Origin of the sequence: Streptomyces sp. NBC_00631, assembly GCF_045206895.1 — a bacterium.
In the GTDB taxonomy this organism is placed as follows: domain Bacteria; phylum Actinomycetota; class Actinomycetes; order Streptomycetales; family Streptomycetaceae; genus Streptomyces.
Window position 1 is genome coordinate 5,556,185 of record NZ_CP107734.1, and the last position, 21,006, is coordinate 5,577,190.

At 68.5% G+C, this 21,006-nt stretch carries 24 protein-coding genes and 1 pseudogene; 11 read left to right on the plus strand and 14 right to left on the minus strand.

Annotated elements, in window-relative coordinates; genetic code table 11:
• Positions 1-130 precede the first annotated feature (130 nt).
• From OHB00_RS25480 to OHB00_RS25495, 4 genes are all read right to left on the minus strand, one after another.
• Positions 131-568 carry an SsgA family sporulation/cell division regulator gene (locus OHB00_RS25480; RefSeq protein WP_365799309.1) on the minus strand — a complete coding sequence of 146 codons (438 nt, stop codon included), beginning with the start codon at positions 566-568 and terminating at the stop codon, positions 131-133.
• Positions 569-666: 98 nt separating this feature from the next.
• The gene (locus tag OHB00_RS25485; RefSeq protein ID WP_406445980.1) at positions 667-1,404 is read right to left on the minus strand and encodes an IclR family transcriptional regulator; all 738 of its coding nucleotides are present in this window, start codon (positions 1,402-1,404) and stop codon (positions 667-669) included.
• Positions 1,405-1,666: 262 nt separating this feature from the next.
• The gene (locus OHB00_RS25490) at positions 1,667-1,879 is read right to left on the minus strand and encodes a DUF5326 family protein (RefSeq protein ID WP_089100495.1); all 213 of its coding nucleotides are present in this window, start codon (positions 1,877-1,879) and stop codon (positions 1,667-1,669) included.
• A gap of 165 nt (positions 1,880-2,044) precedes the next feature.
• Entirely contained in the window at positions 2,045-2,362 is a 318-nt protein-coding gene (locus tag OHB00_RS25495; protein WP_181808054.1) for a cupin domain-containing protein, read from the minus strand.
• Positions 2,363-2,421: 59 nt separating this feature from the next.
• Between OHB00_RS25495 and OHB00_RS25500 the strand changes: the two genes are divergently transcribed.
• The 5 genes from OHB00_RS25500 (at position 2,422) to OHB00_RS25520 (ending at position 6,158) form a co-directional block, all read left to right on the plus strand.
• A complete protein-coding gene (locus OHB00_RS25500) occupies positions 2,422-2,799 on the plus strand; it encodes a phage holin family protein (RefSeq protein WP_365799312.1) in 378 nt (125 codons plus the stop codon).
• A gap of 7 nt (positions 2,800-2,806) precedes the next feature.
• Complete coding sequence (locus tag OHB00_RS25505) at positions 2,807-3,304, plus strand: low molecular weight protein-tyrosine-phosphatase (RefSeq protein WP_406437871.1); 498 nt, start codon at positions 2,807-2,809, stop codon at positions 3,302-3,304.
• Entirely contained in the window at positions 3,301-4,431 is a 1,131-nt protein-coding gene (locus OHB00_RS25510; protein ID WP_406437873.1) for a cystathionine gamma-lyase, read from the plus strand. Before OHB00_RS25505 ends, OHB00_RS25510 begins: the two co-directional genes overlap by 4 nt.
• Positions 4,432-4,660: 229 nt before the next feature.
• Positions 4,661-5,566, plus strand: a complete 906-nt coding sequence (locus tag OHB00_RS25515) for a LysR family transcriptional regulator (RefSeq protein WP_406437875.1) — start codon at positions 4,661-4,663, stop codon at positions 5,564-5,566.
• A 109-nt stretch (positions 5,567-5,675) separates the two neighbouring features.
• Entirely contained in the window at positions 5,676-6,158 is a 483-nt protein-coding gene (locus OHB00_RS25520; protein WP_406437877.1) for an NUDIX domain-containing protein, read from the plus strand.
• Between the two features lie 4 nt (positions 6,159-6,162).
• Here OHB00_RS25520 and OHB00_RS25525 read toward each other — a convergent pair whose 3' ends face one another.
• Together OHB00_RS25525 and OHB00_RS25530 are read right to left on the minus strand one after the other, a co-directional pair.
• Positions 6,163-7,584, minus strand: a complete 1,422-nt coding sequence (locus OHB00_RS25525) for a globin domain-containing protein (protein WP_406437878.1) — start codon at positions 7,582-7,584, stop codon at positions 6,163-6,165.
• 306 nt (positions 7,585-7,890) lie between these two features.
• A pseudogene (locus tag OHB00_RS25530) lies at positions 7,891-8,522 on the minus strand (HAD family hydrolase).
• A 191-nt stretch (positions 8,523-8,713) separates the two neighbouring features.
• Between OHB00_RS25530 and OHB00_RS25535 the strand changes: the two are divergent.
• The gene (locus OHB00_RS25535; protein ID WP_406437880.1) at positions 8,714-9,580 is read left to right on the plus strand and encodes a GNAT family N-acetyltransferase; all 867 of its coding nucleotides are present in this window, start codon (positions 8,714-8,716) and stop codon (positions 9,578-9,580) included.
• A 68-nt stretch (positions 9,581-9,648) separates the two neighbouring features.
• Here the strand turns inward: OHB00_RS25535 and OHB00_RS25540 are convergent, their stop codons facing one another.
• Both OHB00_RS25540 and OHB00_RS25545 read right to left on the minus strand, forming a co-directional pair.
• Positions 9,649-10,068, minus strand: coding sequence for a heme-binding protein (locus OHB00_RS25540; protein ID WP_406437882.1), 420 nt, complete (start codon positions 10,066-10,068; stop codon positions 9,649-9,651).
• Between the two features lie 46 nt (positions 10,069-10,114).
• Positions 10,115-11,323, minus strand: a complete 1,209-nt coding sequence (locus OHB00_RS25545; RefSeq protein WP_406437884.1) for an MFS transporter — start codon at positions 11,321-11,323, stop codon at positions 10,115-10,117.
• A gap of 141 nt (positions 11,324-11,464) precedes the next feature.
• Here OHB00_RS25545 and OHB00_RS25550 point away from each other — a divergent pair, with 141 nt between their 5' ends.
• Entirely contained in the window at positions 11,465-11,923 is a 459-nt protein-coding gene (locus OHB00_RS25550) for a MarR family winged helix-turn-helix transcriptional regulator (RefSeq protein WP_406437886.1), read from the plus strand.
• A 9-nt stretch (positions 11,924-11,932) separates the two neighbouring features.
• A complete protein-coding gene (locus OHB00_RS25555; RefSeq protein ID WP_406437888.1) occupies positions 11,933-12,385 on the plus strand; it encodes a GNAT family N-acetyltransferase in 453 nt (150 codons plus the stop codon).
• A gap of 80 nt (positions 12,386-12,465) precedes the next feature.
• On the opposite strand, the gene OHB00_RS25560 is transcribed toward OHB00_RS25555, so the two are convergent.
• Complete coding sequence (locus OHB00_RS25560; RefSeq protein WP_406437890.1) at positions 12,466-13,851, minus strand: serine hydrolase domain-containing protein; 1,386 nt, start codon at positions 13,849-13,851, stop codon at positions 12,466-12,468.
• Positions 13,852-13,933: 82 nt separating this feature from the next.
• Entirely contained in the window at positions 13,934-15,409 is a 1,476-nt protein-coding gene (gene dnaB / locus OHB00_RS25565; protein ID WP_406437892.1) for a replicative DNA helicase, read from the minus strand.
• A 458-nt stretch (positions 15,410-15,867) separates the two neighbouring features.
• On the opposite strand from dnaB, the gene OHB00_RS25570 reads away from it, so the two are divergent.
• On the plus strand, positions 15,868-17,205 hold the full coding sequence (locus tag OHB00_RS25570; protein WP_406437894.1) for an MATE family efflux transporter: 1,338 nt from the start codon (positions 15,868-15,870) through the stop codon (positions 17,203-17,205).
• A gap of 193 nt (positions 17,206-17,398) precedes the next feature.
• On the opposite strand, the gene rplI is transcribed toward OHB00_RS25570, so the two are convergent.
• From rplI to rpsF, 4 genes are all read right to left on the minus strand, one after another.
• On the minus strand, positions 17,399-17,845 hold the full coding sequence (rplI, locus tag OHB00_RS25575; RefSeq protein ID WP_355929535.1) for a 50S ribosomal protein L9: 447 nt from the start codon (positions 17,843-17,845) through the stop codon (positions 17,399-17,401).
• Between the two features lie 18 nt (positions 17,846-17,863).
• Complete coding sequence (rpsR, locus tag OHB00_RS25580; protein ID WP_003949403.1) at positions 17,864-18,100, minus strand: 30S ribosomal protein S18; 237 nt, start codon at positions 18,098-18,100, stop codon at positions 17,864-17,866.
• Between the two features lie 48 nt (positions 18,101-18,148).
• On the minus strand, positions 18,149-18,733 hold the full coding sequence (locus OHB00_RS25585) for a single-stranded DNA-binding protein (RefSeq protein WP_406437896.1): 585 nt from the start codon (positions 18,731-18,733) through the stop codon (positions 18,149-18,151).
• A gap of 77 nt (positions 18,734-18,810) precedes the next feature.
• A complete protein-coding gene (rpsF, locus tag OHB00_RS25590) occupies positions 18,811-19,101 on the minus strand; it encodes a 30S ribosomal protein S6 (RefSeq protein ID WP_005482942.1) in 291 nt (96 codons plus the stop codon).
• 263 nt (positions 19,102-19,364) lie between these two features.
• Here rpsF and OHB00_RS25595 point away from each other — a divergent pair, with 263 nt between their 5' ends.
• Positions 19,365-19,667: a hypothetical protein gene (locus tag OHB00_RS25595; protein ID WP_406437898.1), complete on the plus strand. Its 303-nt coding sequence runs from the start codon at positions 19,365-19,367 to the stop codon at positions 19,665-19,667.
• A 163-nt stretch (positions 19,668-19,830) separates the two neighbouring features.
• Positions 19,831-20,952, plus strand: coding sequence for a peptidoglycan bridge formation glycyltransferase FemX (gene femX / locus OHB00_RS25600; protein WP_406437900.1), 1,122 nt, complete (start codon positions 19,831-19,833; stop codon positions 20,950-20,952).
• The last annotated feature ends 54 nt before the right edge of the window (positions 20,953-21,006 follow it).

Consider the following 21,006-nt stretch of genomic DNA (forward strand, 5'->3'; position numbering starts at 1 on the left):
TACGGGGGTGAGCCGTGGACGGCGCGGGCGAGGACAACTGGCCCGGTAAGGGCCTCGTGGACGCGCAGAAGCGTTCCTGCGCGTCCACACGCGGCTCGGCGGAGCGGTGCGCGCACCGTGCCGTGACGCTTCAGCCTGCGCTCTGCTCCTCGGCCAGGATGCGGTCCAAAGCCTCGTCGAGATGGGCGTCGAAGTCGGCGAGCGAGCCCTCCTGACCAAGCGGCACCAGCTTGTCCGTGCGATCCAGGAAAGCCACCAGCGGCGGCGCGGAGGACCGGAACATCGCCTGGTCGCCGCCGACCTGAAGCCGGATCAGCACCTCGCCCAGCACCTCTGAGTCGGCGGGCGCGATGTGCACATCTCCCTCGCCGCACGGCCGCCCCACCCCGTCGATCAGCAGCTCCCGTCCGAAGGCCCAGGTCACCGGCGCGTCCCCGGGCAGGTGGAAGGTGAGCCGGACGGCATAGGGATCACAGGTCTCGTAGCGCAACTCCACGGGAATGCGGAAGGAGAGCTCCTCCGAGACGAGAAAGCTCATCATGACTTCTGCTTGTACGGACTCGCGCATTGCCTACCCCGTCATATGACACCGACTGGCCGGGATTTATCCCTTGATGGTGGTCAAATCTTGCTGAACGTACACGGGAGATCACAAGGAGTGAGTTTTCAGATACTGATAGCGATCGCCAGGGACCCCAGATGCCGGCCCACTCCGGCCTGCAACTGCTGGACCGCCGGCAGCAGCCGGTCGGCCTGGTGCAGGGGGAGGGAAATGGCGATCGTGGCGGCCGTGGTCCCGACGGTGAGGGGAATCGCGGCACAGACCGTCCCCAGCGCGTACTCCTGGCGTTCCACCACCGGGTCCATCCGCCGCGTCCGCTCCAGCCGTCGCAGCAGCGTCTGGCCGTCACGGACCGTGTACGGGGTGAGGGGCCGCACGGGATAGCGGCCGAGATGGTCGCGGCGGACGTCCTCGTCCAGCTGGGAGAGAAGACACTGGCCGATGGCGTGCGCGTGGCCGGTCTCGCGGAAGTCGGCCCACTCCTCGACCGCCGGGGTACCCGGGGAGTCGGAGACGCACATGACCTCGATCTCGCCGTCCCGGTACATGGCGAAGTACACCGGGACCCCGATCGAATCCCGCCAGTCGGCGAGGGTCTCGACGACCGCGCTGCGACGTTTCTGCTGCGCTCCACTGCTGCTCAGCCGCTCCGCCGCCTCACCGAGGAAGAACAACCCCTTCTCACGGCGCAGATAGCCCTCGTGGACCAGGGTGCGCAGCAGGTGGTAGGCGGTGGGCAGGGCGAGGCCGGTCTCCCGGGCCAGCTGTTTGGCGGGGGCGCCGTGTTCGTGCCCGGCGACGCACTCCAGCAGGCGCATCGCACGCTGCACGGAGCCGATCAGGGTGGCCGAATGCGGCTGTGCGGGGTCGGCCGGGGCGGCGGGCCGCTGTACGGGCGGTGTGCCGGAACGGCGTTGGGTCGGGGGTGGGGGATGTTCCGTGGGTGCGGAGGTGGCGTCAAGCGTGGCCAAGGGTCACTCCCGGAGCGCGAGGGGGTCAGCGACTCTAACCGTCCGCCGGCGCTTCCGGTCGGCCCGTGCGGGAAACTTCCCTCCCCCGAGGGAACCGGTGATTCCTGTTACCGGCCACCGATTCCCACTGATCTCACCAGTCGCTCTTCGACGAGGAGTTCGACATGAACTTCCGCACGATGTAGATCAGTCCGCCGACCAGCGCGACGAAGATCAGCAGCTTGAAGAGCAGGAAGACCACCCAGCTGATCACGGCGGTGATGAGACCGCCGAACACCACCAGCGCGATGACCGGCACCGCGATCCACTTCACCCACCACGGCAGACCCGTGAAGATCTCTCGCATTGCCCTGTCCTCCGCTTTCTCGTGCGCTCCGGCACGTACGGTCTCGTGCGTGCCGCACGATGCGATGTCCTGCACCCGATGCTAGAGCCGCGAAGGGGTCGTACGGGGGCCTTGGATCCCTTGTCCTCCCCTGACCCTTCCCCTAGGGAACCCCGAGGGGTGAGGTCAGGCCTCAGGGGGAGAGAAGACGACCAGAACCCGCAGATCCTCGCTGATGTGATGGAACTTGTGGGCCACCCCGGCCGGCACGTACACCACGCTGCCCCGCGCCACCTGGGTGGTCTCCAGACCGACGGTGATCGCGGCACGGCCGCTGACGACGAAGTAGACCTCGTCCTGGTTGTGCGGCTGCTGCGGGTCGTGCGAGCCCGCGTCGAGGGCGTACAGGCCGACCGACATGTTCCGCTCCCGCAGGAACTGCAGGTAGGCCCCGTCGTTGGCGGCCCGCTCCGCCTCCAGTTCGTCCAGCCGGAATGCCTTCATCGCCTTTGCCGCCCTCGCCCCACTGCTCGTATCCGATCTCGTCTGCCACGATCAGACACATGATGAATTTCGTAGTCAAGACGATCGCCAACGCGGGCGCCCTGGCGGTCGCCGTATGGCTGCTCGACAAGATCACCCTGACCGGCGACAGCACCGCCAAGAAGGTCTGGACGCTGATCCTGGTGGCCCTGGTCTTCGGCCTGGTGAACTTCCTGGTCAAGCCGATCGTCAAGATCCTGACCTTCCCGCTGTTCATCCTCACCCTCGGCCTGATCACCCTGGTGGTCAACGCGCTGATGCTGCTGCTGACGTCGTGGGTGTGCGACAAGCTCGACCTGAGCTTCCACGTGGAGGGGTTCTGGACGGCCGTCCTGGGCGGTCTGATCATCTCGATCGTGTCCTGGGCCCTCAACATGATCCTTCCCGACACGGACTGAGCGCCTGATGACCTATCGCGTCTGCTTCGTCTGCACCGGCAACATCTGCCGTTCCCCGATGGCCGAATCCGTCTTCCGTGCCCGCATGGCCGAGGCCGGGCTCGACGACCGTGTCGAGGCCGACAGCGCCGGCACCGGCGGCTGGCACGAGGGCGACGGCGCCGACCCGCGCGCCGTCCGTGTACTCACGGAGCACGGCTACGACAGCGACCACACCGCCCGTCAGTTCCAGGCGTCCTGGTTCGCCCGCCTCGACCTCGTGATCGCTCTCGACTCCGGCCACCTCAAGGCCCTGCGGCGCCTGGCCCCCACCGAGGAGGACGCGCGCAAGGTGCGCCTGCTGCGCTCGTACACGCGCCCGTCGCCGGCGGGCGACGACTTGGACGTACCGGATCCGTACTACGGCGGTCTGGACGGCTTCGAGGAATGTCTTGAGATGGTGGAGGCGGCGAGCGAGGGCCTGCTCGCCGCGGTACGGGACGAACTGGAGGGAACGGCGGCATGAGCGAGGCGGCCATGGGCGAGGGCACGCGCGCGGTGCGCGCGGGGCTGCCCGAGCCGGTCAAGAACGAGCCGGCCCTGCCCGGGCCGGTCTTCGCCGCGCACTTCCATCTGCCGGGGGAGGTGAGCGGACCGTACGCCTACGGGCGCGACGAGAACCCGACCTGGACCCATCTGGAACGGGCCATCGGCGAGCTGGAGGCACCCGGCGAGGAGGTCGAGACGCTGGTGTTCGCCTCCGGTGTGGCGGCCGTCTCGGCGGTGCTCTTCTCCCAGCTCGGCGCCGGGGACGCGGTCGTCCTGCCGTCCGACGGCTACCAGGTGCTGCCCCTGGTCCGCGCGCAGCTGGAGGCATACGGCATCGAGGTCCGCACCGCGCCCACCGCCGGCGACGCTCAGCTCGACGTCCTGGACGGGGCGAAGCTGCTGCTGATCGAGTCGCCGTGCAATCCCGGGCTCGACGTCTGCGACATCCGGCGCCTCGCCGGGGCGGCACACGCGCGTGGCGCCCTCGTCGCCGTCGACAACACCCTCGCCACCCCGCTCGGTCAGCGGCCGCTGGCGCTGGGCGCCGACTTCTCCCTGGCCAGCGGCACCAAGCAGCTCACCGGCCACGGGGACGTCCTGCTGGGGTACGTCACCGGGCGCGACGCGGCGGCCATGGCGGCCGTACGCCGCTGGCGCAAGATCATCGGGGCGATCTCCGGGCCCATGGAGGCGTGGCTGGCCCATCGCTCCCTGGCCACCCTCCAGTTGCGGGTGGACCGGCAGAACGCGACCGCCCTGCTGCTCGCGGAGGCGCTGCGCGAGCGGCCCGAGGTGACCGGGCTGCGCTACCCGGGACTGCCCGAAGACCCCGCACACAAGATCGCCGCGCAGCAGATGCGCCGCTACGGCTCGGTGATCTCCTTCACGCTGCCCACGCGCGCACGTGCTGAGCAGTTCCTCCGGGCGCTGCGGCTGGTCGACGACGCGACGAGCTTCGGCGGAGTGCGTTCCACGGCCGAGCGGCGCCGGCGCTGGGGCGGAGACGACGTACCCGAGGGCTTCATCCGGCTGTCGGTCGGGGCCGAGGATCCCGGAGATCTTGTGACCGATGTGCTGCGCGCGCTCGACGAGTCGGATCGGTGACCGGATTACGGACGGCCCCGCAGGCACTGCTACGCATAACGGACGGTCCGAGCCTCCCCCCTCGTGGCTCGAACCGTCCCGGTTCTCGCGCGCCAAGAACCACGCGACCAAGGCTAGTTGACTCTGCGTCAGTGTCCAATCACTGTAGCGGCAGAGACCTATCGACTTATTTATAGTTGGGGACCTGCCCGAGGGCCGGAAAGGGGCAGGGCGAAGGGAAGGGTGTGCGATGGATCTGGCCTTGCTGCGCACCTTCGTGACCGTGCACCGGGCCGGCTCCTTCACTCGCGCCGCCGCCCTGCTCGGACTCTCGCAGCCGGCCGTGACCTCCCAGATCCGGACCCTGGAACGACAGCTGGGCCGCCCGCTCTTCCTGCGCCAGGCCCGCGGGGTCACTCCCACTCCCATCGGCGACGAACTCGCCCACAAGGCCGCTCCGCATCTCGACGCCCTCGTGGAGATAGCGGAACGCGGCCTCGAAGACGACTCCCCGGTACGCACCCTCCATCTCGCCGGCCCGCCCGAGTTCACCGCCGAACGCGCCCTTCCCGCTCTCACCGAGCTCACCGGCGACGACGGCCGGCGCTTCGCGCTGCGCGCCTCGTTCGGGAACGCCGAGGAGACCCTGGAGGGGCTGTCCGCCGGCCACCATGACCTGGCCATCAGTACGGTCCGGCCGCGTGGCGCCCTGCTCACCGCCAGCGCGCTCTGCGACGAGGAGCATGTACTGGTGGCCGCTCCGCACTGGGCCGAGGAGACGGATGCCGGCAGGGTAAGCGGCAAGGGCGCGGCGGCCCTGGAGAACCTGCCGGTCGTCGAGGTCCATGAGTCGCTGCCGTTCGTCTCGCGCTACTGGGGTTCCGTCTTCGACACGCGTCCCGCCGCCTCGGGCACGGTCGTGGCGCCCGATCTGCGTGCGGTCCTCGCCTGTACGGTCGCGGGCGCCGGCCTCGCGGTGCTGCCCCGGTATCTGTGCACCGCTGCCCTGGAGCGTGGTGAGGTCGTGGCGCTGCACGATCCCGCGGTGCCCCCGCTGCGGACGTACTTCCTCGTGGTGCGCACCGGCACGCTCGCCATGCCGCACGTCGCGCGGGCGCACGAGTGGCTCCAGCACGTGGCCGCGGACTGGGGCTGACCATGGGGCAGTGCAAGAGCCGACCATGTTCGGCGGGGTTGACGCACTGCGTTCGCGCCGTGGCACTGCGCGATGTTTCACGTGGAACCAGCTGGGCCACATTTCTCCCATGACCGTCCGACCCGTGGTCAAGCGCACCGCCCGTGCCGTTCTCCTGGATGGCGACGACCTGATTCTGATCAAGCGCACCAAGCCTGGTGTCGATCCCTACTGGATCACCCCCGGTGGCGGGGTCGAGCCGGAGGACACCACCGTCGTCGACGCCCTGCACCGCGAGGTGGACGAGGAGCTCGGTGCCAAGATCACCGACGTGGTGCCCTGCTTCGTCGACACCGTGGAGCACATCGGCGACAGCGGCAGTGCGACCGGTGTGAAGGTGCAGCACTTCTTCGTCTGTCGGCTGGAGTCCATGGACCCTGCTCTGCGGCACGGTCCCGAAGTCGATGAACCCGCCGGTGAGTACGAGATCGTACGCGTCCCCTTCACCCGTGTGGGGATCGCCTCCGTGCATCTCGTACCGCTGTCGCTGCGGCACTACCTGGACGGCAACATCGAGGGTGTGCGGGCCATGCACGCACCGGATCTCGGCTGAGGGATCAGTCGCCGACGACGACCAGTTCCTCGACCGAGTCGTGCCGGATGCGGTGCGCCGGGATGCCGGCGTCCCGCAGCGCGGTGATCCCGTTGCGGATCATCCCGGGCGGGCCGGAGACATAGGCGTCGCACTCGGTCCACGGGCCGTACCCGCGGATGGCGTCGGGGAGCTGCAGCCGCGCCTGCCGGTCGACGACCGTACGGACCGCGAGCCAGGGATGGCTCTGCTGGAGCCGGAGCAGGGTGCCGATGTCGTACAGGTCGTGTTCGGTGCGGGCGCCGTAGAACACCTCGACCGGACGGCGCGAACCGTGTTCGGCGATGTCCTCGACCATCGCCTTGATCGGGGCGATGCCGGTGCCGCCGCCCAGGCAGAGCAGCCCGTTGTCCCTGGTGTGGTCCACGGTCATCGAACCGCCGGGCGGGCCGAGACGGACGACGTCACCGGGGCGGGCACGGTGCACCAGCGAGTTGGAGACCCAGCCCGCCGGGACGCCCTTCACATGGAACGTGAGCAGACCGTCCGAGCGGGGCGCGGAGGCGAAGGAGTAGTGCCGCCACACCCGTGGCCACCAGGGTGTCTCCAGGCTTGTGTACTGGCCGGCGAGGAAGGGGTAGGGCTGGTCCGGACGGACCGTGACCACCGCGATGTGCGCCGTCCTGAGGTCGTGGGCGACGATCTCCGCGTGCCACCAGGCCGGGGCGCGCAACTCGTCCTTGGCCGCCGCGTCGATCATGACCTGGGACATCGTCGTGTACGTCCGCACCCAGGCTGCCTCCGTCTCGCGGTCCCAGATGCCCGTGGCGTACTTGCTCAGTGCGCCGATCAGGCACTCGCCGACGGCCGGGTAGTACTCGGGCCGGGTGCCGTACTTGCGGTGGCCGCGACCCAGGTTCTGGAGGTACTCGACCAGGACGGGCTTGTTGTCGATGTGCTCGGCCGCGGTGAGCAACGCCTTGAGCAGCCGGTCCCGCTGGGTGTCCATGGCGGCCGGGAACAGAGAACGCAGTTCGGGGTGGCGGACGAAGAGCAGCGCATAGAAGTACGAGGTGACCCTGTCGGCGATCGGACCGATCTCGGCCATGGTGCCGCGGATACGGATCGCGTCCGGGGAGGCGTTCCGCGTCTGCTGTGCACCGCGCTGCGGCGGGACGCGCTGTTCGAAGGTGCCGGGGGCAGGGTGCTGCACGCCGAGCGGGGCCTGGGTGGCCGCGTGAAGGCGTGTCGGCTCTGCTGTGGGCCGTATTCGCTGCAAGGGCTCTGCGGGCACGGGAGGGCGATCCTGGGGCGTTTCCTGCCCGCCTCCCGGCGCCCCGGCCGGAGACTCTGAAGAGGGGGCGCCCGCGGGCCTGTCGTGGGACGTGAACCAGCCGTCTCCGCCGGCCCCGTCGTTGTTCGCCGACGTGGTGGTCGGAGCGTCCATGGTGTGCCCTCGCCTCGAACATCTTGCGGTCGGTCTGCGCGCTTCACTCGGAAGGTGCTTGCTTTCCCCCGCTGACGGCCAGCTCCCCCCGGTCAGGCCCCGTGGCCGACACGACCACATTCAACCCGCGATTCCCCCGTGTACGGACAAGTAAGGCGAGAGTGTGACATGGGCCGCAATCACTTCCGCGTGGGTGTCCCTTCCCGACCGTGAACCGGAGTCGACCCTACCGGCCGTCACCACGCGCACAAGTCGCCCCTGTCTTCGCCGGGAAACTGGCAACGAGCAAACCATCGGTTCCTTCAATTACCCCGCACCACACGCCAATTCATAGGCATCCCAGAGGTCCCTGCCCGTGTAGGAGTACGTCGCGAGACCGGCGAGATGTCCGTCCGCATTGACCGCCACGGACACCGGAACCGCAGCGAACAAGTCCCTGTCCGACATCCAGTCGCCACAGGCGACACAGTCCGTCCGGGCGACCCCGAACTGCTCGCACAGGCGGTCCGCGATCGTCACCTTGGCGGCCACAGTGAGCGCTCCCGCCGGGTCCACCGGTTCGATGAACGGCACGGCCGGAAAGCGCGACCCGAAGGGGCATGCGCTCCCCAGTCCAGCAGACGCTCCACGAAGAACGAGGGCGACAACGAGACCACCGCGCCGTAGTCCCCCGATGCTCTGATCTCGGCCCACACATCCCGGATACGGGCCAGCCACGGCGCGCCGTCGAATGCCGCCACCACATGCGCGTCGGTCAGCTCGGCCCAGAGGGTGTACACCCGCGACGTGTACTCCGGCGGATCTGTCCGTCCCGCCGACATCGCCCGATCGAGCTCCATGGTCTCTGCTTCCAGGCCGAGTTGACGGGATATCTCAACGGGTGCGGAAGTGCCGTGCAGCAAAGTGCCGTCAAGATCGAAGAGATGAAGTCTCGCCATGGGGGCGAGGCTGATGGGAGGCGGTCACAGCTCCTCGGCGTGGCCACGGACGGCGGCCTACGGCGATGTTTCACGTGAAACGTCCCGGGTCTGCCCAGGGGGCGGGCTCAGGGCTACGACATGGCCAAAAGCGCGTCGTCTGCTCTGAAAGCGGTGGACGTCGGGGGTGCCGGTCGGCAAGCCTGACCTGCGTGTCAACTCCTTCCGACGCCGCTCTGCCCATTCGCCGACTGACGCCACGCGATCTCAGCGCGTGCGCCGACCTGTCCGAGGATCGGGGGTGGCCCCGCGAGGAACACAAGTGGCGCTTGCTCCTCACGGCCGGGAAGGGATACGGCATCGACGATCCCGGCGGAGGCCTGGTCGCCGCCTGTGTCATCACGGAGTACGGCCCGAGGGAACGCCCGCATCTCGGTGCCGTCGGCATGGTCCTGGTCGCTGAACGGCACGCCCGTCAGGGCATCGGACGCGGGCTGATGCGGCACATCGTCTCGGCGATGGGAACGACTCCCCTGACCCTGTACGCGACGCCGCACGGACGTCCGCTCTATGAGGAGCTGGGGTTCAAGGTCACCGGTGGTTCGGAGATGCTGTCCGGGCTCTTCACACCGGGCGGGTCCGAGCCCGGGGTGGCGACCCGGGCGGCCACCGCGGAGGACCTCGGTTCCATCCTCAGGCTGGACGAGGAGGTGTTCGGCGCTGACCGGACCCCGCTCATCACTCGGCTGCCCGCCTTCTCTGACCTGCTGCGCGTCGCCGTGGACGACGGGCGGATCGTCGGGTACGCGGCCGTCTGGCCCAACATGGAGACGCATGTTGTCGGGCCGCTCATCGCCCGTGACACCGAGACCGCGAAGTCCCTGATCACCTCGCTCGCCGCCCACACCGATCGCCCGCTCCGCACCGATGTCGACGTCCGGCACGAGGAACTGCTGACCTGGGCGAAGGCGCGTGGGCTCGCCTCCGTCGCCATGAACTCCGTCATGACCTACGGCATCACGGAGCTGCCGGGAGACTGGACGCGGCGGTTCGCGCCCCTGACGGTCGCGGCGGGCTGAGAAGCCATCGACAACGGCGAACGCGGGCTCCCCGGGGGAGTCCGCGTTTCGCGTGGAGCGGGCTGCCGTCAGGAGAGTGCCTGTACGGCGGCGGAGGCGAAGCCATGATCCTGGTCGGGCGCACCGCCGCCCACGCCGATCGCCCCGATGAGCCGGCCGTCCCGCCGGACCGGGACCCCGCCGGCGATGAACAGCAACGGCCGGTCGAGGGCCGTGGGCAGGGTGTGGAAGAGGCCGCCGGGCTGGACGGCGTCGACAAGGTCGGCAGTGGGGGCGTTCAGCTGGAGCGCCGTGTAGGCCTTGCGAGTGCTGGTCTCGCCGGAGATCAGCACGGCGCTGTCGTCTCGCCGGAAGGCCAGCAGGTGGCCTCCGGCGTCCAGGACGGTCACGCTGACGGTTGCCCCGGCGGTCTCGGCGGCGCGGCTTGCCTCGGCGATCAGGAACTCGGCGTCCTGAATGGTGAGCGGGGCGAAAGTGGTGGTGCTCATGGTTCTCCTTGGATGCTGCTGACCTGTGCTGAGAAGTGGGGGGGGATCAGTGGTGGACCGACGCTCGCTGTCCGGCGGGCGTGCCGCCGGCGGCCACCGTGCTCGGGGCACTGCCGCGGCGCTCCAGGGCGGCCGACAGGAAAGCGAGGACCAGAGCGGCCGCGGCGAGGGCGGCGCCGACCCAGTTGGGTGAGGTGTAGCCGAAGCCCGCGGTGATCACGATGCCGCCGAGCCAGGCGGACAAGGCGTTGCCGAGGTTGAACGCGCCGATGTTCACGGCCGAGGCCAGGGTGGGGGCGCCATGGGCCTGGTCGAGGACGCGCTTCTGGAGCGGCGGGACGGTGGCGAAGCCCAGGGCGCCGATGAGGGCGACGGTCACAGCGGCCGTGATCTTGCTGTGCGCGGTGAGCGTGAAGAGAGCTAGGACCACGGCCAGGGCGCCCAGGGACGCGTACAGCATGGGCATCAGGGCACGGTCGGCGAACCTGCCGCCGATGAGGTTGCCGCCGACCATGCCGAGGCCGAAGAGCACCAGCAGCCAGGTGACGGAGCCGTCGGCGAAGCCGGTGACATGGGTCATCATCGGCGCGATGTAGGTGATGGCCGCGAAGACCCCGCCGAAGCCGAGGACGGTCATTGCCATGGCGAGCAGGACCTGGGTGTTCTTGAACGCGGCCAGCTCGTGCCGCAGGTGCACGCCCTGCGGCTTGGGCAGCTCGGGGACCAGCTTGGCGATACCGGCCAGGCCGACGAAGCCGAGGGCCGCGACAATGGCGAAGGTGACACGCCAGCCGACGTGCTGCCCCACGAGGGTGCCGAGTGGGACGCCGATGACGTTGGCGACGGTGAGGCCGGTGAACATCATCGCGATGGCTCCCGCCTTCTTGCTCGGGGCGACCAGCTCGGCCGCCACGACCGAGCCGATGCCGAAGAAGGCACCATGGGCGAGGGAGGCGACCACACGGCCGATCAACATGACGGCAAAGGAGGGAGCCACGGCGGACAGCAGATTGCCGGCGATGAACAGACCCATCAGCAGCATCAGCATCCGCTTGCGCGGGACCTTGGTGCCCAGGACGGTCATCAGCGGAGCGCCGATGACCACACCCAGCGCGTAGCCCGTCACGAGCAGGCCGGCGGTGGGGATGGGGACTCCGAAGTCACCGGCGACCTCGGGCAGCAAGCCCATGATCACGAATTCGGTCGTTCCGATTCCGAAGGCCCCGATCGCGAGGGCGAGAAGCGCGAGCGGCATGGGGATACGACCTTCCAGACGATTGCAGGTGCACTTTACGTGCGCCCACAATAGTTGCAGACGCTGGCTACATGCAAACGAGGGATATTGCACGCTTGCCCTATCCTGGGTTCAGCTGCTCCGGGACAGAGGAAGACGCCAATGACAGCGACAGACCCCGCGCTCACCGCCCTCGCCCAGGGCTGGTGCGCCCTCTCCCTGCTGCACGGGAGGATCGAGGCACACATCGAACGCGCACTGCAGTCCAGGCACGACCTGAGCGTGCGGGAGTACTCCCTGCTCGACGTCCTCAGCCGGCAGCACGACGGCGAAGGGGGCCACCTGCAGATGAAGCAGGTGGCCGATGCGGTCGTCCTCAGCCAGAGCGCCACCACTCGGCTGGTCACACGCCTGGAGGACCGCGGTCTTCTGGAGCGCTATCTCTGCCCGACCGACCGCCGTGGCATCTACACGAACGTCACCGAGGCGGGCCTCCTGCTACTGGAAGAGGCCCGCCCCACCAACGACACGGCGCTGCGCGAGGCCCTCGACGAGGCGGCCAGGAACCCGGAGCTTGCTCCCCTGGTCCGGGCCGTGGAGTCGCTGCACGTGCCCGCATAGGCTGCGGGTATGGGAGACCTTGACATACGCGCCGCGGTGGCCGACGACATCCCGGCGATCGTCGGCATGCTCGCCGACGACCCGCTGGGCGCCCAGCGGGAATCGCCGGACGACCTGACGCCCTATCTGAGCGCCCTGGAGCGGCTCAGCGCCGACCCCAACCAGCAGTTGGTCGTCGCCGTCCGCGAAGGCCGCGTCGTCGGCACGCTCCAGCTCACCGTCATCCCCGGACTGTCGAGGCGCGGTGCCACCCGGTCGATCATCGAGGCAGTGCGAATCCATGCCGATGAGCGCGGCAGCGGGCTGGGCACCCACTTCATCGAGTGGGCGATCGACGAATCCCGCCGCCAGGGCTGCCGGTTGGTCCAGCTGACCTCGGACGCGTCACGGATCGATGCCCATCGCTTCTACGAGCGTCTCGGCTTCACTGCCTCGCACGTGGGCTTCAAGCTCGAAATCTGACTCACAGCGGCTCGTAGCCGACTGGTGGGACATCTCACGGGGGGCGTTTCACGTGAAACACCCCCCGGTCTTCTCGTCCGCTAGCCGATCCCCCGCCATCCCTCGGGGTCCACTCCACCGGGTACGGCAGCCGTCTCGTCGTACGGCTGACGTGTGAACGCGAATGAACCGAGGTCCAGGTGGCTCACGGTGCCGTCCGGCCGTCGTACCGGCCGCAGCAGCTCCCCGGCGTAGTAGCCCTCCAGACCCGTCCAGGTGCCATCGCCGTTTGAACGGAGACGGGCCCGGCGGCCGGCGCCGGCCAGCGGCCCCAGCGAGATGAGCCCGTCGGCCGTCACCCGCAGCACAAAGGCGTGTGTGCCCCAGTACCACGGGCCCGCCAACTCCAGCACAGACGGCTCGACCTGGGTCAGAGGACGCCACGGCTCAGGGATGCGCGGCTCGGCCTCCGCGACGATACGGACGAGGTCGGCACCGGTGGCCGACAGCAACGGGCCCGAGGTGCAGTTCGCCAGCACCACGGCCGCCACGTCGTCATCCACACTGATGGTGAGGTTGGCCAGGAAGCCGGGCAGCGAGCCGGAGTGCCCGACGAGCAGCCTGCCGTCACGACGCTGGATCTGCAGGCCGAGGCCGTAGGTGGCACCGTCCAGTACGTCGGCGGACTCCGCGGGGGCGGCCGGAGTACGCATCTCCCGCACCGACTCGGCGCTCAGCACCCGGTCATCCCCTGCCGCCAGGAACACCGCGAAGCGGGCCAGGTCGCCGGTGGTCGACCAGAGCTGCCCGGCCGGTGCCATTCGGCCGAGGTCCTCCAACGGTTCCGGGAGCATGGCGTCAGCCCAGGGATGCACTGCCCAGCCACCGGCATGTGGCGCCCGCGGCTGGGCGCTCGTGCGGGCGAGGCCCAGAGGTTCGAGGACCTCCCGCCGCAGCACCTCCTCCCACGGGGCACCGCGGAGTTCCTCGACCAGCGCCCCGAGCAGGGTGTAGCCGGGGTTCGAGTAGTGGTGCCGCCGGCCGACGGGGTGCACCAAAGGCTGCTCACCGAGGACATCACTCAGCTCGGGCCGCAGCGAGCCCGGGGTGCGCTCCCACCAGGGAGCCGGCGACTCCGCCGCCAAGCCCCCGGTGTGCGCGAGGAGTTCGGCGATGGTCGCCTCCCCCGCACCGGTGCCCGGTAGGTGCTTCTCCAAGGGATCACCGAGGTCGAGCAGCCCTTCGTCACGCAGTCTCAGCACCAGAACGGCCGTGAACGTCTTGGTGATCGAGCCGATCCGGTACTGCACGTCCTCGTCCGGTCCGTGCCCGGCCACCGAGGTTCGCGCCCCGTGCCAGACGGCCCGCCCGCCTCGCACGACCGCCGCCACCAGCGACGGCGCCCGGCCTTCGGACTGAGCCACGGCGATTCGATGCAGCAGCGCCCGCCGGGTGGCGGGAAGCAGCTCTTCCTGGAATGTCGTCATGTGCCCAGTCCACCCGGTGGGCGGACCGGCGTCGAGTCCATTCGGGGTACCGCTGATCAGGTCAGCCCCGTCCCGGCGGGGATCAGGTCTGTGCCATGTCCACGAAGCGGGAGTAGTGGCCCTGGAAGGCCACGGTGATCGTCGCCGTAGGGCCGTTTCGGTGCTTGCCGACGATGATGTCCGCCTCGCCCGCGCGCGGCGACTCCTTCTCGTAGGCGTCCTCGCGGTGGAGCAGGATGACCATGTCGGCGTCCTGCTCGATGGACCCGGACTCACGGAGGTCGGACACCATTGGCTTCTTGTCCGTACGCTGCTCCGGACCACGGTTCAGCTGCGAGAGCGCGATCACCGGGACCTCCAGCTCCTTCGCCAGCAGCTTGAGGTTTCGGGACATGTCCGAGACCTCCTGCTGGCGGCTCTCGGAGCGCTTGCCGCCGGACTGCATCAGCTGGAGATAGTCGATGATCACGAGCTTGATGTCGTTGCGCTGCTTGAGCCGGCGGCACTTGGCACGGATCTCCATCATCGACAGGTTCGGGGAGTCGTCGATGTAGAGCGGCGCGGCCGAGACGTCAGGCATCCGGCGGGCCAGCCGGGTCCAGTCATCGTCCGTCATCGTGCCGGACCGCATGTGGTGCAGGGCGACCCGGGCCTCCGCGGACAGCAGACGCATCGCGATCTCGTTGCGGCCCATTTCGAGGGAGAAGATGACGCTGGGCAGGTTGTGCTTGATCGAGGCGGCCCGCGCGAAGTCCAGCGCGAGGGTGGACTTGCCCATGGCGGGACGGGCGGCGATGACGATCATCTGGCCGGGGTGCAGGCCGTTGGTGAGCGAGTCCAGGTCGGTGAAGCCGGTGGGGACGCCGGTCATCTCGCCGGTGCGGGAGCCGATCGCCTCGATCTCGTCGAGGGCGCCCTCCATGATGTCGCCGAGCGGCAGGTAGTCCTCGCTGGTCCGCTGCTCGGTGACGGCGTAGATCTCGGCCTGGGCGCTGTTGACGATCTCGTCGATGTCGCCGTCGGCCGCGTATCCCATCTGCGTGATGCGCGTTCCGGCCTCGACCAGGCGACGCAGTACGGCCCGCTCGTGGACGATCTCCGCGTAGTACTCGGCGTTGGCCGCCGTCGGCACCGTCTGGACGAGGGTGTGCAGATAGGAGGCGCCGCCGACCTTGTTGATCTCGCCGCGTTTGGTGAGCTCAGCGGCGATGGTGATGGGGTCGGCCGGCTCACCCTTCGCGTAGACGTCGAGGATCGCCTGGTAGATCGTCTCGTGCGCGGGCTTGTAGAAGTCGTGGCCCTTGAGGATCTCGACGACGTCGGCGATGGCGTCCTTGGAGAGCAGCATGCCGCCGAGCACGGACTGCTCGGCGTCCAGGTCCTGTGGGGGAACTCGCTCGAAGGTGGCGCCTCCGCCGTCCCATTCCCCGCTGTCCCGGCCCCGGTCGTGGCGGTCGTCCCGGCCGCGGCCGCCCTCGCCCCGGCGGCGGGAGGCGGGCAGACGATCACTGGGACCGGCGTCGGCCCACGGATCGTCCAAGGGCTCGGAAATGCTCACCGAGCCACCTCCTCCCGTCCGCACCGCGGACCTCGCCATGCCCTCTTTCTACGGCACGGCACTGACAACTGAGACGCCCCATTCCGGTTCTGGACGCGTCGGTTTTGTGAGGTTTCCGAGGCCGTGACAAGGAGCGGGTGCCGGACCACGGTAGGCCCGCGGGCACCGTCAGCCAATCTGGTTATCCACAGGCCATGTGGACGACCGCCCGTATGCTGTGGAGAACCCGCCAAAACCTGTGCACGACGCGGTGGACAGCCCTGTGAACAAGCCCTCGACTTTCGTCCACAACTGCTCCTGACCTGCACTTTTCCCATCCACCGGCTGTGCAGAAGAAAAACTTTCCCAGTCGGACCAAGATCGGTTCGAACAGCGCGCGACAGCGTGGGTCATGCAGGCAACTGTAAGGATCACTATCGGATTGCATCTCTTACCTGTGGACGATTAGATTAGCGCCCATGTCACAGGCTCCCGCGATCCCCAAGGCCACCCGGCGGCGGCACGATCGAGAGATCGTCGCACTGGCCGTCCCGGCCTTCGGCGCACTCGTCGCCGAGCCGCTTTTCGTCATGGCCGACAGCGCGATCATCGGCCATCTCGGCACCGCACAGCTCGCCGGTCTCGGGGTCGCCTCGGCCCTCCTCACCACCGCCGTGAGCGTCTTCGTCTTCCTCGCCTACGCCACCACGGCCGCCGTCGCCCGCAGAGTCGGCGCCGGCGATCTCCAGGCGGCGGTCCGCCAGGGCCTGGACGGCATCTGGCTGGCACTGCTGCTCGGCGCCGCGGTCATCGCCGTGGTTCTGCCTCTCGCGCCCGGCATCGTGAACGTCTTCGGCGCCTCGGCCACCGCAGCCCCCTATGCGACCACTTACCTGCGGATTTCCTCCCTGGGTATCCCGGCCATGCTGGTCGTACTCGCTGCCACGGGCGTCCTGCGCGGCCTACAGGACACCCGCACGCCGCTGTACGTCGCCGTGGCCGGGTTCGTCGCGAACGCCGGGCTCAACGCGACGCTCGTCTACGGTGCCGGGCTGGGTATCGCCGGCTCCGCCTGGGGCACGGTCATCGCCCAGTGCGGGATGGCGGCGGTCTATCTGACCGTCGTCGTGCGCGGCGCACGCAGACACGGGGCCTCGCTGCGTCCCGACACCGCCGGGATCCGGGCCTCGGCGCAGGCCGGCGCACCTCTGCTCGTCCGGACGCTCTCGCTGCGGGCCATCCTCGTGATTGCCACCGCCGTGGCAGCCAGGCTGGGTGATGCAGAGATCGCCGCCCATCAGATCGTGCTCTCCCTGTGGAGTCTGCTGGCCTTCGCCTTGGACGCGATCGCGATTGCGGGGCAGGCCGTCATCGGCCGCTACCTGGGGGCGGATGACGCTGTCGGCGCCCGCGAAGCCTGCCGTCGCATGGTCCAGTGGGGCATCGCCACCGGAGTGGCCCTGGGTCTGCTCGTGATCGCCACCCGGCCGCTCTTCCTTCCCCTGTTCACCGGTGACCCCATGGTGAAGGACACCGCCCTGCCCGCGCTGCTCATCGTGGCGTTCTCCCAGCCGATCTCCGGCGTGGTCTTCGTCCTTGACGGCGTACTGATGGGTGCTGGAGACGGGCGGTATCTCGCCGGGGCCATGGTCCTGACTCTCGCGGTCTTCGCGCCGGTGGCGCTGCTCGTGCCCGCCCTCGGCGGCGGGCTCACAGCGCTCTGGGGAGCCTTGACGCTGATGATGACCGTCCGGATGCTCACCCTCTGGCTACGCGCTCGCTCCGGACGCTGGATCGTGACCGGCGCGACGCGGTAACCGATATGCCCTGCTGCCGGTTTCACGTGAAACATCGCGGGCTGTCACGTTTCACGTGAAACACCAACGGCTCGCACCATCGGCGGTAAACCAAAGAGCCCAACCGAGGGGACAGGGTAAAGACGTCAAACCAAAGGGGCCGCACCCTCGCGGGTGCGGCCCCTTTCAGCTACTGCTCAATCCGAGCGCAGCGTCAGGCCGCGATGACCTCGATGTTGACCTTGGCGGCAACCTCGGGGTGCAGACGCACGGACGTCTCGTGAGCGCCCAGGGTCTTGATCGGCGAACCGACCTCGATGCGGCGCTTGTCGACCTCGGGGCCACCGGCAGCCTTGATCGCCGAAGCGATGTCGGCCTGGGTGACGGAACCGAAGAGGCGACCGGCGTCGCCGGCACGGACGGCCAGACGGACCTTGACGCCCTCAAGCTGGGCCTTCACCTGGTTGGCCTGCTCGATGGTCTGGATCTCGTGGATCTTGCGAGCACGACGGATCTGCTCGACGTCCTTCTCGCCACCCTTGGTCCAGCGGATTGCGAACTTCCGCGGGATCAGGTAGTTGCGAGCGTAGCCGTCCTTGACGTCGACGACGTCGCCGGCAGCGCCGAGGCCGGAGACCTCGTGGGTGAGGATGATCTTCATGAGTCGGTCACCCTTCCTTTAGCGCGCGGTGGACGTGTAGGGCAGCAGCGCCATCTCACGGCTGTTCTTGACGGCCGTGGCGACGTCACGCTGGTGCTGCGTGCAGTTGCCGGTCACGCGGCGGGCACGGATCTTGCCGCGGTCGGAAATGAACTTCCGCAGCATGTTCGTGTCCTTGTAGTCCACGTACGTGACCTTGTCCTTGCAGAAAGCGCAGACCTTCTTCTTCGGCTTGCGCACAGGCGGCTTCGCCATGGTGTCTCTCCTGTGTGATCAAGAAGTGGGGATACGAGCCACTGCCCCTTAGAAGGGAGGCTCGTCCGAGTAGCCGCCACCGCCGCCGGAGCCGCCGCCCCAGCCGCCGCCACCCTGGTTGCCGCCACCGGCGGGAGCGCCGGAAGCCCAGGGGTCGTCGTTGGGAGCGCCGCCGCCTTGCTGGCCGCCGCCGGAGCCGCCGCCCCAGGCGCCACCGCCCTGGCCGCCACCGCCGCCGTAACCGCCCTGGCCACCGCGGCCTGCACCACCGGCAGTCTTGGTGACCTTGGCCGTGGCGCTCCGCAGGCTGGCGCCGACTTCCTCGACGTCCAGCTCGTAGACCGTGCGCTTGACGCCCTCACGGTCCTCGTAGGACCGCTGCTTCAGCCGGCCCTGCACGATGACGCGCATGCCTCGCTGGAGCGACTCCGCGACGTTCTCCGCCGCTTGACGCCAGACCGAGCAGGTCAGGAACAGGCTCTCGCCGTCCTTCCACTCGTTCGTCTGACGGTCGAAGGTGCGGGGGGTGGACGCGACACGGAACTTCGCGACCGCCGCACCGGAGGGGGTGAAGCGCAGCTCGGGGTCATCGACAAGATTGCCGACGACCGTGATGACGGTCTCGCCTGCCATGGGGGAACCTCTCGGCGGGTTTGCTGCTGGCTGCTTGTGCTGCTACTCGAAATCCCGATATCGGCTGAGCGGTGAGCTCAGTGGGTCTCGGGACGGAGGACCTTGGTCCGGAGGACCGACTCGTTCAGGTTCATCTGGCGGTCGAGCTCCTTGACGACCGCAGGCTCGGCCTGCAGGTCGATGACCGAGTAGATGCCCTCGGGCTTCTTCTTGATCTCGTACGAGAGACGACGACGGCCCCAGGTGTCGACCTTCTCGACCTTTCCGTTGCCCTCACGGACGACGGAGAGGAAGTTCTCGATCAGGGGGGCGACAGCGCGCTCCTCCAGATCGGGGTCGAGGATGACCATCACCTCGTAGTGACGCATGTGGAACCCACCTCCTTTGGACTCAGCGGCCACGGTCGTTCCGTGGCAGGAGGGTTGTGATGCGTGCGCAACGGTATCGGCCGCCACTGACATTCGGGGGTTCCCGCTGGGATCCCGGTCAGGGCGTGGGCAGACACCGGTGCAGAGGGTACAGAGTACCCGCACACACGCTTCCGGTTGAAATCAGGCCGCCGGGACCCTCAATCTGTACGCATCGGGTGTGTACGGCGCTACGATGCGCCGCCTTCCGCAGGAGGTGCCCTATGGCACAGGCATTGCGACCCAACACCGCCGGATCCCTGTTCGCCACCGACGGCAAGACCCATCCGCTCCAGGACTCACTGATGGCAGTGACGCTCGTGCTCGGGCTGATCGCCTTCATCACCTGCTTCTTCGACAGCCTGCACCTGCTGAGCTCCTGGACCGGCCTGATCGGTATCTTCACCGGTCTGTACGGGCAGTGGATCTCGATCACCACGCGCGAGCGCTTCGGTCTGATCCTGGGTCTCGGTGCCTCGGGCATCGGTTTCTTCATCGGTATGGCGCACGGCGGCCTGTTCGGCTGAGTCCGGCGCCCTCAACAGCACCGTGGAGCGCCCCGGCCGGACAGGAGCCGGGGCGTAGGTGGTGTACGCCCAGTCGGGTCGTGGACAAGGCGCAGTAGGCTTCGGCGCGAGAGCCGGAGCCCCTGTACCCATGGGGACACACCAGCCCGAGGAGCGCCCCGACATGAGCCTGACCCTGAGGACCATCAGCCGCGAGCAGCATCTGGCGTACATCCAGAGTCTGCAGGCGGCGAGCCACATGCAGGTCCCGGCCTGGGCCGATGTCAAGGCGGAATGGCGTTCGGAGAACCTCGGCTGGTTCGACGACCGCACCGGCGAGATGGTCGGCGCGGGCCTGGTGCTGTACCGCCAGTTGCCGAAGATCAAGCGCTACCTCGCCTACCTGCCCGAAGGCCCGGTCATCAACTGGTTCGCGCCGAACCTCGACGAGTGGATCCAGCCGATGCTGGCCCACCTCAAGCAGCAGGGCGCGTTCTCGGTGAAGATGGGTCCGCCGGTGATCATCCGGCGCTGGGACGCCAACTCCATCAAGCAGGGCATCCAGAACCCGGACGTGAAGCGGCTGCGCGACATCGAGCCCGACTTCATCGAGCCGCGCGCCTTCGAAGTGGCCGACAAGCTGCGCCGGATGGGCTGGCAGCAGGGCGAGGACGGCGGCGCCGGCTTCGGTGACGTGCAGCCCCGCTACGTCTTCCAGGTGCCGCTGGCGAACCGTTCGCTGGAAGAGGTCCACAAGAACTTCAACCAGCTGTGGCGGCGCAACATCAAGAAGGCCGAGAAGGCCGGCGTCGATGTCGTCCAGGGCGGCTACCAGGACCTGGACGAGTGGCAGCGGCTGTATGAGATCACCGCTGTGCGCGACCACTTCCGGCCGCGCCCGCTCTCGTACTTCCAGCGCATGTGGTCGGCCCTCAACACCGAGGACCCCAACCGGATGCGGCTGTACTTCGCCCGGCACAACGGGGTCAACCTGTCCGCGGCGACCATGCTGATCGTCGGCGGGCATGTCTGGTACTCCTACGGCGCCTCCGACAACATCGGCCGTGAGGTGCGTCCCTCGAACGCCATGCAGTGGCGGATGCTGCGCGACGCCTACGCGCTCGGCGCCACCGTCTACGACCTGCGTGGCATCTCCGACTCGCTGGACGAGTCGGACCACCTCTTCGGCCTGATCCAGTTCAAGGTGGGCACCGGTGGACAGGCCGCCGAATACCTCGGCGAATGGGACTTCCCGCTGAACAAGCTGCTCCACAAGGCGCTCGACATCTACATGTCGCGCCGCTGACGTCACGCTCCGTGCTTCTATAGCCCTGACACACCGTTGTCCTCTGGCACAGCC

Excerpts from the sequence above, each read along its gene's own strand:
- OHB00_RS25480 (WP_365799309.1), bottom strand. The coding sequence starts at position 568 with ATGCGCGAGTCCGTACAAGCAGAAGTCATGATGAGCTTTCTCGTCTCG.
- OHB00_RS25505 (WP_406437871.1), top strand. The coding sequence starts at position 2,807 with ATGACCTATCGCGTCTGCTTCGTCTGCACCGGCAACATCTGCCGTTCC.
- OHB00_RS25515 (WP_406437875.1), top strand. The coding sequence starts at position 4,661 with ATGGATCTGGCCTTGCTGCGCACCTTCGTGACCGTGCACCGGGCCGGC.
- rplI (WP_355929535.1), bottom strand. The coding sequence starts at position 17,845 with ATGAAGATCATCCTCACCCACGAGGTCTCCGGCCTCGGCGCTGCCGGC.
- OHB00_RS25550 (WP_406437886.1), top strand. The coding sequence starts at position 11,465 with ATGACAGCGACAGACCCCGCGCTCACCGCCCTCGCCCAGGGCTGGTGC.
- OHB00_RS25500 (WP_365799312.1), top strand. The coding sequence starts at position 2,422 with ATGATGAATTTCGTAGTCAAGACGATCGCCAACGCGGGCGCCCTGGCG.
- OHB00_RS25585 (WP_406437896.1), bottom strand. The coding sequence starts at position 18,733 with ATGGCAGGCGAGACCGTCATCACGGTCGTCGGCAATCTTGTCGATGAC.
- OHB00_RS25560 (WP_406437890.1), bottom strand. The coding sequence starts at position 13,851 with ATGACGACATTCCAGGAAGAGCTGCTTCCCGCCACCCGGCGGGCGCTG.
- OHB00_RS25570 (WP_406437894.1), top strand. The coding sequence starts at position 15,868 with ATGTCACAGGCTCCCGCGATCCCCAAGGCCACCCGGCGGCGGCACGAT.
- OHB00_RS25490 (WP_089100495.1), bottom strand. The coding sequence starts at position 1,879 with ATGCGAGAGATCTTCACGGGTCTGCCGTGGTGGGTGAAGTGGATCGCG.
- OHB00_RS25545 (WP_406437884.1), bottom strand. The coding sequence starts at position 11,323 with ATGCCGCTCGCGCTTCTCGCCCTCGCGATCGGGGCCTTCGGAATCGGA.
- OHB00_RS25520 (WP_406437877.1), top strand. The coding sequence starts at position 5,676 with ATGACCGTCCGACCCGTGGTCAAGCGCACCGCCCGTGCCGTTCTCCTG.
- rpsR (WP_003949403.1), bottom strand. The coding sequence starts at position 18,100 with ATGGCGAAGCCGCCTGTGCGCAAGCCGAAGAAGAAGGTCTGCGCTTTC.
- femX (WP_406437900.1), top strand. The coding sequence starts at position 19,831 with ATGAGCCTGACCCTGAGGACCATCAGCCGCGAGCAGCATCTGGCGTAC.
- OHB00_RS25525 (WP_406437878.1), bottom strand. The coding sequence starts at position 7,584 with ATGGACGCTCCGACCACCACGTCGGCGAACAACGACGGGGCCGGCGGA.
- OHB00_RS25495 (WP_181808054.1), bottom strand. The coding sequence starts at position 2,362 with ATGAAGGCATTCCGGCTGGACGAACTGGAGGCGGAGCGGGCCGCCAAC.
- OHB00_RS25595 (WP_406437898.1), top strand. The coding sequence starts at position 19,365 with ATGGCACAGGCATTGCGACCCAACACCGCCGGATCCCTGTTCGCCACC.
- OHB00_RS25555 (WP_406437888.1), top strand. The coding sequence starts at position 11,933 with ATGGGAGACCTTGACATACGCGCCGCGGTGGCCGACGACATCCCGGCG.
- rpsF (WP_005482942.1), bottom strand. The coding sequence starts at position 19,101 with ATGCGTCACTACGAGGTGATGGTCATCCTCGACCCCGATCTGGAGGAG.
- OHB00_RS25540 (WP_406437882.1), bottom strand. The coding sequence starts at position 10,068 with ATGAGCACCACCACTTTCGCCCCGCTCACCATTCAGGACGCCGAGTTC.
- OHB00_RS25510 (WP_406437873.1), top strand. The coding sequence starts at position 3,301 with ATGAGCGAGGCGGCCATGGGCGAGGGCACGCGCGCGGTGCGCGCGGGG.